The 9,653-nt window shown below is 32.0% G+C and carries 9 protein-coding genes; 1 reads left to right on the top strand and 8 read right to left on the bottom strand.

What is annotated here, in order from left to right; translation table 11 throughout:
* The 6 genes from sigF to RR539_RS09590 all read right to left on the bottom strand — a co-directional run.
* Nucleotides 1-728, bottom strand: a 728-nt coding sequence (sigF, locus tag RR539_RS09615) for an RNA polymerase sporulation sigma factor SigF (protein WP_332500372.1), incomplete at its 3' end; no start/stop codon positions are given.
* 14 nt (nt 729-742) lie between these two features.
* The gene (gene spoIIAB, locus RR539_RS09610) at nt 743-1,171 is read right to left on the bottom strand and encodes an anti-sigma F factor (protein WP_332474467.1); all 429 of its coding nucleotides are present in this window, start codon (nt 1,169-1,171) and stop codon (nt 743-745) included.
* A 12-nt stretch (nt 1,172-1,183) separates the two neighbouring features.
* Nucleotides 1,184-1,519: an anti-sigma F factor antagonist gene (gene spoIIAA / locus RR539_RS09605; RefSeq protein ID WP_332474468.1), complete on the bottom strand. Its 336-nt coding sequence runs from the start codon at nt 1,517-1,519 to the stop codon at nt 1,184-1,186.
* Nucleotides 1,520-1,753: 234 nt separating this feature from the next.
* On the bottom strand, nt 1,754-2,986 hold the full coding sequence (locus RR539_RS09600; RefSeq protein ID WP_332474469.1) for a M16 family metallopeptidase: 1,233 nt from the start codon (nt 2,984-2,986) through the stop codon (nt 1,754-1,756).
* Nucleotides 2,987-3,076: 90 nt separating this feature from the next.
* A complete protein-coding gene (trpS, locus tag RR539_RS09595; protein WP_332474470.1) occupies nt 3,077-4,081 on the bottom strand; it encodes a tryptophan--tRNA ligase in 1,005 nt (334 codons plus the stop codon).
* A gap of 152 nt (nt 4,082-4,233) precedes the next feature.
* Complete coding sequence (locus tag RR539_RS09590) at nt 4,234-5,961, bottom strand: Eco57I restriction-modification methylase domain-containing protein (protein ID WP_332500371.1); 1,728 nt, start codon at nt 5,959-5,961, stop codon at nt 4,234-4,236.
* A gap of 116 nt (nt 5,962-6,077) precedes the next feature.
* Between RR539_RS09590 and pdaA the strand changes: the two genes are divergently transcribed.
* Complete coding sequence (gene pdaA, locus RR539_RS09585; RefSeq protein ID WP_332474472.1) at nt 6,078-6,971, top strand: delta-lactam-biosynthetic de-N-acetylase; 894 nt, start codon at nt 6,078-6,080, stop codon at nt 6,969-6,971.
* Nucleotides 6,972-7,008: 37 nt separating this feature from the next.
* Here the strand turns inward: pdaA and RR539_RS09580 are convergent, their stop codons facing one another.
* Together RR539_RS09580 and RR539_RS09575 are read right to left on the bottom strand one after the other, a co-directional pair.
* Nucleotides 7,009-8,859 (bottom strand): extracellular solute-binding protein, encoded by a 1,851-nt coding sequence (locus tag RR539_RS09580; protein WP_332474473.1) that lies wholly within the window; start codon nt 8,857-8,859, stop codon nt 7,009-7,011.
* Nucleotides 8,853-9,653: ABC transporter permease (locus RR539_RS09575; protein ID WP_332483754.1), on the bottom strand; the 801-nt coding region annotated here is incomplete at its 5' end. The genes RR539_RS09580 and RR539_RS09575, both read right to left, overlap by 7 nt.

The raw sequence follows: 9,653 nt of genomic DNA, 5'->3' as shown, positions 1-9,653 counted from the left end.
TTTAATACTTTTTTCTCTATTCTAGATACCTGTACCTGAGAAATTCCAAGTATCTCAGCTATTTGATTTTGAGTCATGTCCTTAAAGTATCTAAGCATTATTACCTGTCTACCTCTTGAGTCTAATTTATTTATACAATCCTTAAGTGCAATTTTATCTACAACCTCATTACCATAATCCTTTTCTTGACTAATCTTATCGATTAGAAGAACTGGTGAACCATCATCTTGGTGAATGGTTTCATATAAATACTCAGGTCTTGTTGTACTTTCAAGGCTTAACAATATATCTTCCTGTGATACTCCCATATCCTTTGATATTTCATCAAGTGTTGCTTCACGACCAAGTTCCTTCGCCATTCTTTCCTTTGTAATCTTAACCTTTTTCGCAGTTTCCTTAAGGTTTCTACTAACCTTAATAAGTCCATCATCCCTAAGAAATCTTTTAATTTCTCCCATTATCATAGGAACAGCATAGGTTGAAAACTTAACATTAAACTCATCATTAAAATTCTTAATAGCCTTAATCATTCCAATTGAGCCTAATTGAAAAAGGTCTTCATAATCGTACCCTCTATTTAAAAACTTTTTAGCAATAGACGCTATTAGCCCTATGTTACTTTTAACTAAAATGTCCTGTGCTTCACTGTCATTATTTTGGGCTCTTTTTATAAGTTCTAAAGTTTCCTCCTGACTTATCATAGTATAGCTTGTCTTCTCATTACACATATTAACCCTCCAAGCTAAACTGATACAGACTTAAATATTTTAGTTAACTTTATCTTTGTACCCTTTTCACTAGTTTCGACTTCCATACCATCCATAAATGACTCCATTACTGTAAATCCCATACCTGACCTTTCAAGTTCTGGCTTAGATGTATATAGAGCCTGCTTTGCAAGGTCTATATCTTCAATTCCCTGGCCAAAATCTATTATCTCAACCTTAAGTACGTTTCCTTTAATAGAGCAGTTTATTACAATATTTCCTGAGGAATTTTCATATCCATGTATTATAGAATTTGTTACTGCCTCTGATACTGCAGTTTTTACATCTGTTAATTCATCAATTGTCGGGTCTAGCTGAGATGCAAATGCTGCAACTGTAACCCTTGCAAAGGCTTCATTTTCAGATACACTTGGAAATTCTAACTTCATATGATTTTCAAACATCACTTAAACCTCCTATAAACTTGAAACAGCAGTTTCAATATCACTGTGCTCAGGAATTATTTTAAATAGACCACTTAATTCAAAAACCCTTTTAATGTTTGGCTTTAGATTAACAACACAGGCCTTACCTCCTGTTGCTGAAAGTTTTCTAAACCTTCCCATAACAACACCTATTCCTGAACTATCCATAAAATTTACACCATTAAAGTCAAAAACAATATTTTGACTTCCAAGTTCCTCAATTTTATTGTCTATTTTAATTCTTACAATCTCAGCATTATGGTGATCAAGCTCACCTACTAAAGTGGTAACTAACGTACTATCGTGTCTATCAAAATTTATATACATATTAATCCCTCCAAATTATTATAGCTAGGTTAATATATTCTTTTATAAAACATTCAAATCCTTTAAATAATGCATGAAATCGTACCACAAATTCCCTTACTTCGTAGTATTTTTCATCTATATCTTATAAAATTCTATTTTAAAAATCATTTTCCTTTAAAATAATTTATTTATCTACACAAAAAAGAGATAGGATTCCCTACCTCTTATATTATCAAACATATATTATTTATTTTATTTTGGCATTAGTATATAAATTAATGGGTTATTAAACACCTTTTTAGAAAGTGCCTTAATATCATCAACAGTAACCTTTTCCATCACACTTAATACTTCCTTATATTCAAGTGGAGAATTATATTCAATTTCTCCCTGTATTAAATAATCAACCATACTTGAAGATGATTGAAGGGTTACTTCTGTATCTATAATAAATCTTTCCTTAATAAGCTCTAGGCTTTTTTCTGTAAGGTCAAAATTAGTGCTTACTTCTTTAATAACACTATCTATTACGCTGCAAGCCTCATTAATATTTTCCTTTGAAACACCTGCATAAATATATAGCATTTTAAGGTTTTTCATAAAATCAATATCTGTATATGTGCTGTAGGCTAGTCCTCTTTTATCTCTTAACTCTTTAAATAGAATAGAGTTTCCTCCTGAACCTATCTTCTCACTAAACAGTGTTAGTATAATACTTTCTTCCCTAGTTAAATGCTGAATATCAAACCCATATATAATATGTGATTGGGAAATTCCTTTTTTAGTTTTTTTGATTAGTTTGTTTGGTATCGTAGTTTTTTCTTCTTCAAATGGATATTCTCCACCTTTTTCCCACTGGCCAAAATGATTATTAACCATATTAACAACCTCTTCATGTGGGTATGAACTTACTATACAAACTATTGAATTGTTAGGTACGTAAAACTTCTTATGAAAGTCTATTACCTCACTCCTAGTAATTCCTTTAACAGACTTTATGCTACCTGCAATATGATATTTATATGCCTTATCACAAAATGCCTCTGAATATAATCCTTGATAAGCTAAATCCTCTGGGTCATCTTCCCCCATTTTGATTTCTTCAAGTATTACCTTCTTCTCAAGCTTAAATTCCTCTTCATCAAATGCTGGGTTAATCATCATATCAGATACAATTTCAAGTGCCCTTTCAGCCTTAGTTTTAATAACACCTATTTCTAAAACTGTTTGGTCATATGAAGTATATATATCCATTTCTGTTGCAAGCTCTTCAAGGTCATTATTAAATTCATCAATATTTCTTGAATGTGTTCCCTTAAATAGCATGTGTTCAATTAAATGGGATATTCCACTTATCTTCTCACTTTCATATAGTGATCCTACTTTCACACCAAATCCAAGTGAGAATATATTCCCATCTATTTGATAAGTTATAACCTTTAACCCATTTTCTAGTGTGGATTTTTTGATTTTGTTTATATTCATTCTTACACCCTTTCATTATTCACTAAAAAAATCAAGTCATAACTTCAAGTGTCTATCCTAGGAAATTAAAAGGCAGATATAATCTGCCTACTAATTAAACTTTCTAGGTATAAAACCAACTTTTTTGTATACTTTTCTAAGCATTTTTCTAGCTGCATATTCTGCCTTGTCGGCTCCTTCCATGTATATGCTTTCTAGGAAGTCCTTATTATTCATAAGGTGATTATATTCGTCTCTAATAGGTCTTAGTCCTTCAACTATAACCTCTGCTGTATCCTCTTTGAATTTACCGTATCCTTGACCTTTATATCTTTCAACTATGTTATCAATTGATTCACCTGAGAAAATTGAGTACATAGTAAGAAGATTCTTAATACCTGGTTGATCATCTGAGTAGTTAACCTCACCAATTGAATCTGTAACAGCTCTTTTAACCTTATTTCTAGTTTCCTCTGCTGTTTCTGATAACAGAATGAATGCATTCTTATTGTCATCAGACTTAGACATCTTCTTAGTTGGTTCTTGAAGGCTCATAACCCTAGCCCCTGCCTTTGGTATAAATGGTTCTGGTACAGTAAATGTATCGCTATATCTTTGATTAAATCTTGATGCTAAGTCACGAGCTAGCTCTAAATGCTGCTTCTGATCTTCCCCAACTGGAACAAGATCACTTCCATATAATAATATATCTGCAGCCATTAATGATGGATAAGTAAATAATCCTGCATTAAGGTTTAGTTCGCTTTTTTTAGATTTTTCTTTGTACTGGGTCATTCTATTAAGTTCACCCATATAAGTCATGCAATTTAATACCCATGCAAGCTCTGCGTGAGCTGATACATGTGATTGAACAAATAGTGTGTTCTTCTTTGGGTCTATTCCTGAGGCTATATATTGTGCAAGAACCTCAATAGTTCTAGCTCTTAAGTCCTTAGGGTCTTGGGCTACTGTAATCGCATGTAAATCTACTACACAGTAGTAACAATCGTATTCATCTTGAAGATCCACCCAGTTCTTAAGTGCTCCTAGATAATTCCCTAATGTTAATTTACCTGATGGTTGTGTACCACTAAATATGGTTTTCTTATCACCCATAAAATCCCTCCTATGTATATTATATGCGCAAAAAAATCCCCCGTCATAACTAGACGAAGGACAGTTTCCTTTTATGACTATCAGTTATATTAAACCGGATAATTCTATACAATCAACTATGATTATATAATATATTCTCATTAATGTAAACATTAATAGCCAGTACATCCTATGTATTGTCGAATAAATAAATACTGCTCATTACTTAACTCAAAGTAATCTAGAAGTAATCTGTCTATTTCCCTATCATCTGTGTCTTTACCCTTGTATAAATTCTCTATACTCTTTATAAATGGAACAATCGGTATATTAATTATCTTATTAGGATAATACTCATATAGGCTATCCCCTAGCTTTTTAGCAATGGTTTTAATGTAAAACTCATATATACTACTATTTAATATACAAGTTAAAAACTCATAACTATATTCATTGCTACTTAGCTTTAATCCATATATATCTGCACTAAAATAATTTCCCCTATCTATAGTAAACCTGTTGTTTGGTGACTTATAAGGAAAAATAATTTTGGTGCCCTCAAAATATTCACTTTTACGTCCCCACTGAATATTGTACCAATGCCTTATTCCACGTATACACTCACGTCTTATTTCAAGTTTCTCCTTATAAGGCATAAGAAACTCCTTAGCGTGTGGATAAGATTCTATATTATCAATAATATCTGTGTATATTATTTTCTTAAGTGGTATATCTGTATAAAATCTATTTACCTGCTTACCTTTTAGCCATGGTTTTAATAGCTTTTCTTCAACATTAATACTATCATTATTATTAACTATAAATGCCTTATCACTACCTGTTATAATTCCTTGAAAAGCAAATGCAATATCGCAAAGCTTAATATTACATTTTTCGTGAATCTTATTTATAATCTCCTTCTCAGTGCTACTATAAAAGCTCCATGGCTTTCCCTTAATATCTATGGCATCAACCTTAATATAACTGCTAAGCTTCTCTTCCTTTAGGTCTATATCATCAAAAACCTTATCTCCCATATCCTTACCACACTCTTTAAGCTTAAAATACTCAATAGACCCTGTAGGGTTTTTGCTTAAAAACATTATTATATTATCTACTCCAACACCTTTCAATATCCTTACTCCATAAAAATCTATTATCCTATCTATTGAAGCATTATTAATTATGTAGTTTCTTATTCCATCCCCGCAAAGTGATTCTATAAGATACCTAGATGTGAAAAATCCTATTTTCCCATTTTCACTTAAAAGATCTATTGATTTTTTAATGAAGCAAAAGCTTATATCCCCTTTATTATAAAAAACCTCACTGAAGGATTCCTTTAAACACTTACTATATTCCTTATCTAAAACCTTATGTCCTATATACGGTGGATTTCCTATAATTAAATCAAATTTATTTCTATTTGATATTTTAAGATAATCCTTGTTTTTAATGTTTTTACATACATATCCTGATAAATAGAAAAGTTCTATAACAGTTATGTACACTGCTGTTTTATCAATATCAAATCCATAAATCATATTTTCAATTATATGCTTTTTATGGTTTTCCAACTTACCTCTAAGCTTTTCTTCAAGCTTTATATACATATCAATTAGAAAATAACCTCCACCACATGAAGGGTCTAGTATCTTGACATTTATATTATCTAAATTAAAGTTATATAATATCTTATTATTCATATAGCTAGTTACACTATATGGTGTATAAAAACTTCCACTAGACTTTCTATCCTGCTTTTGAACAATTGACTCATAGGTATGACCTATTGTTCCTTCTATACTCCACTTCTCTCTAAACTCATTAATCGTATTTCTGTCTATTTTATCAATGTTTTTATAAATTAACCTTATATCCTTTAAAAAGTCCTTAATCATATTTACCCCGTTATTTAAGCGAAATCTAATTTTATTCCTAAATATTTATTTATATAGTATAACATTTTAGTGATTCATACATAATAAGTATATCAGAAGTAGCAAGGAGGTAAAATATGCAAAAAAAACTTATTATTTCATTTTTACTATTGTTATCTTTAACCCTTGTTTCATGCAGTAATAACCCTAATTCATCAAGGGTTGAGGATAATACTACTAAAACTGAAACTAACATTAAAGAAAAGGAAGATGTTAAACCACCTTCTAAGGAAACCTCATCATCTCCACATAAGGAGGTTTCTGAGTCCACACTATCTAATAAGGAAATTCACTGGGGATATAGGCCTAATAAGGAAAACAAAACCCCTGAAATAGTAGCTAGTGTTAATCAATTATTAGGTAAATATTCTGGGTATTATGTAGGAGATACATCTTCTAAGAAGCTATACCTAACATTTGATGAAGGTTACGAAAACGGCTATACAGGACAAATTCTTGATATACTTAAGAAAAACAAGGTGCCAGCTGCATTTTTTGTAACTAAACCCTATATAGAAAAGGAACCTGAACTTATTAAACGTATGGTTAATGAGGGACATATTGTAGGAAACCATACATCTACCCATCCAGCAATGCCATCTGTTACAGATAATACTGATAAGTTTAATAGTGAATTTAGTGATACAGAGAAGTCCTTTAAAGATCTAACAGGCAAGGATATGCCTAAGTTCTTTAGACCACCAATGGGTAGATATAGCGAAAAATCCCTATACCTTACCCAAAAACTTGGCTATAAGTCAGTATTTTGGAGCTTTGCACATAAGGACTGGGAAGTAAATAATCAGCCATCTGTAGAAAATTCAAGAACCAAAATAGTATCTAGTATGCATAATGGATGTATACTCCTTCTTCATGCAGTATCAGAAAGTAATACTAATGCACTTGATAGTGTAATTAAAGACCTTCAAAGTCAAGGGTATGAATTCCTATCCCTTGATAAGCTCCCATAAAAATAGGCCAAATCAATTTAATTGATTTGGCCTTTTATTATCTTGATGCTTTAATTTCTGTCCATAATCTATCGTATAAAACAACCTTAGAACCAAGGTCCTGATATGCTTCACACTTCTTGATTATCTCGTCATTTGGGTATGCTGTTTCATCTTCCCTAATTTCCTTTGGAAGCTTCTCCATTGTTTGTATTTGTGGAGTAGAATATCCTGTTTCTAATGTGTTTTTAAGGGCTATATCCTCTCTACACATAAAATTAATAAACATTTCTGCTGCTTCCTTATTCTTTGATGTTTTTGGTATTACCATTGAATCAAAGAATATATTACTTCCTGATTCAGGTACTGCAAATTCTAAGTCTTCATTGTCTTCCATCATAGTCATAGCATCTCCTGCCCATGTAACCATCATGGCAGCTTCTCCTGCAACCATCTTATCCTTACCTTCATCTACAACATATGCAAGAACAAGTGGTTTTTGCTCTATAAGATCCTTCTTAGCCTGCTCTAAGTCTTTTTCGTTTGCGCTATTTAGTGACTTGCCTTTTCTTTGAAGGGCAATACCAATAGACTCTCTTTGGCTATCAAGCATCATTATGTTTTTAGCATATTTTTTGTCCCATAATATATCCCAGCTATTAACAGGCTCTTTAACCATTTTAGTGTTATATATTATACCAACAGTTCCCCAAGTATAAGGTACTGAGTACTTATTATCTGGGTCAAATGATTGGTTCTTTAGAATTGGATCTATATATTGATAATTTGGAACATTTTTCATATTAATCTCATGAAGCATTCCTTCATTAGCCATTTTACTAATCATATAGTCTGATGGGAATGCAACATCATAGCTACTTCCACCTGACTTAACCTTAACGTACATATCCTCGTTAGTAGCAAATAGTTCGTAGTTAACCTTAATTCCTGTTTCCTTTTCGAACTGCTGAATTACTGACTTATCAATATATTCTCCCCAGTTATACACATTAAGAACAGCTTTTTCTGATTTTGCTGTAAAGGCAGAGTATCCAATAACAACTGCAAATATAGCTACTACTGCTGAAATCTTAATAATTGTAAGCTTCTTGTTTCTCTTCTTTCTTGGTTTGCTCTTTTTAGGTGATTTACCTGTTCTTGAGTTAACAAGTAGAAGTAGTGCAAGTACTGTTATAAATAAAAGGGTTGAAAGTGCGTTAATTGTTGGTGTAACTCCAACTCTTGCCATTGAATAAATCTGAATGGAAAGGTTAGATACTCCACCACCTGTTGTAAAGAAACTTATTACAAAGTCATCAAGTGACATTGTAAATGCAAGTAGTGCACCTGTCATTATCCCTGGTAAAATCTCTGGAAGTACAACCTTCTTAAATGCAACAACTGGAGTTGCTCCAAGGTCAAGTGCCGCTTCTTGAAGGTTTGGATCCATTTGCTTTAGCTTTGGCAGTACAGATAATATTACATAGGGTATATTAAATGTAATGTGGGCTAGAAGTAGTGTTAATAATCCAAGTGGCATATTAACCGCTATAAATAAAAGCATTAATGCAACCCCTGTAACTATATCTGCATTAAGTACAGGTATATATGTTAGGTTCATAACCACATTACGGCTACGTTTTCTCATATAGTGCATTCCAAGCGCTGCAATAGTACCTATTATAGTTGCTATTGCTGCTGAGGATACTGCTACAACAAGTGTATAGTAAAGGGCCTTCATAATCTGTGGATCATTAAATAACTCTTTGTACCACTTAAGTGAAAAGCCTCCCCATGTTCCCCTTGAACGTGAAGCATTAAATGAGTAAATAATTAAAACTGCAATTGGTGCATATAAAAATAAATATATAAGGAAGGTATATATTCTTTTTAAGTATTTTCCTACCATAGTCCAACACCCTCCTTATCCTTATCATACTTAGACATAATAGCCATGCTTATTAGAATTACAATTAACATAATTACACTTATAGATGAACCAAAGTTCCAATCTAGTGTAGTTAGGAATTGCTGTTCTATTAGATTCCCTATTAATGTATATTGTCCTCCACCTAAAAGTCTTGATATTACGAATGTTGTAACCGCTGGCATAAACACCATAGTAATTCCCGATATAACCCCTGGTAGACTTAATGGGAAAGTAACTTTTCTAAATACGGTTCTCTTGTTAGCTCCTAAATCCTGAGCCGCTTCAATAAGTCTTCTATCTATCTTAGTAAGTACTGTATAAATTGGAAGTACCATGAAAGGTAGGAAGTTATAAACCATACCAAGTACAACCGCTGAACTTGTGTACATAATGTCTACTGTAGGTAATCCTATAAAATCTAGGAACCTGTTTAATAGTCCGCTTTTTTCTAAAATATTCATCCATGCGTATGTTCTAAGTAGAAAGTTCATCCACATTGGAATAATTAATAAAAGTATAAGTACATTTCTAGATTTTAAGCTACTCTTAGATAGAATAACAGCCATAGGATAGCCTAGTAATAGGCATATAATTGTACTTACTGCTGCTAAATAAATAGATCTTAATAAAACATCTATATATATAGGGTCAAAAAATCTTTGGAAGTTCTCAAGGGTAAAAATAATACCATCATCAGTTGGCTTTGTAAAACTATAAAATAGAATTACTAAAATAGGAATAACAGTAAAAAGTAACATCCATAGGATGTGTGG

It is taken from the genome of Clostridium sp. (genome assembly GCF_036639235.1).
In the GTDB taxonomy this organism is placed as follows: Bacteria; Bacillota; Clostridia; order Clostridiales; family Caloramatoraceae; genus Clostridium_AB.
Note: the sequence above shows the minus strand (reverse complement) of the source record. Positions and strands in the feature narration are given on the sequence as shown.

Excerpts from the sequence above, each read along its gene's own strand:
- spoIIAB (WP_332474467.1), bottom strand. The coding sequence starts at position 1,171 with ATGTTTGAAAATCATATGAAGTTAGAATTTCCAAGTGTATCTGAAAAT.
- spoIIAA (WP_332474468.1), bottom strand. The coding sequence starts at position 1,519 with ATGTATATAAATTTTGATAGACACGATAGTACGTTAGTTACCACTTTA.
- RR539_RS09600 (WP_332474469.1), bottom strand. The coding sequence starts at position 2,986 with ATGAATATAAACAAAATCAAAAAATCCACACTAGAAAATGGGTTAAAG.
- trpS (WP_332474470.1), bottom strand. The coding sequence starts at position 4,081 with ATGGGTGATAAGAAAACCATATTTAGTGGTACACAACCATCAGGTAAA.
- RR539_RS09590 (WP_332500371.1), bottom strand. The coding sequence starts at position 5,961 with ATGATTAAGGACTTTTTAAAGGATATAAGGTTAATTTATAAAAACATT.
- pdaA (WP_332474472.1), top strand. The coding sequence starts at position 6,078 with ATGCAAAAAAAACTTATTATTTCATTTTTACTATTGTTATCTTTAACC.
- RR539_RS09580 (WP_332474473.1), bottom strand. The coding sequence starts at position 8,859 with ATGGTAGGAAAATACTTAAAAAGAATATATACCTTCCTTATATATTTA.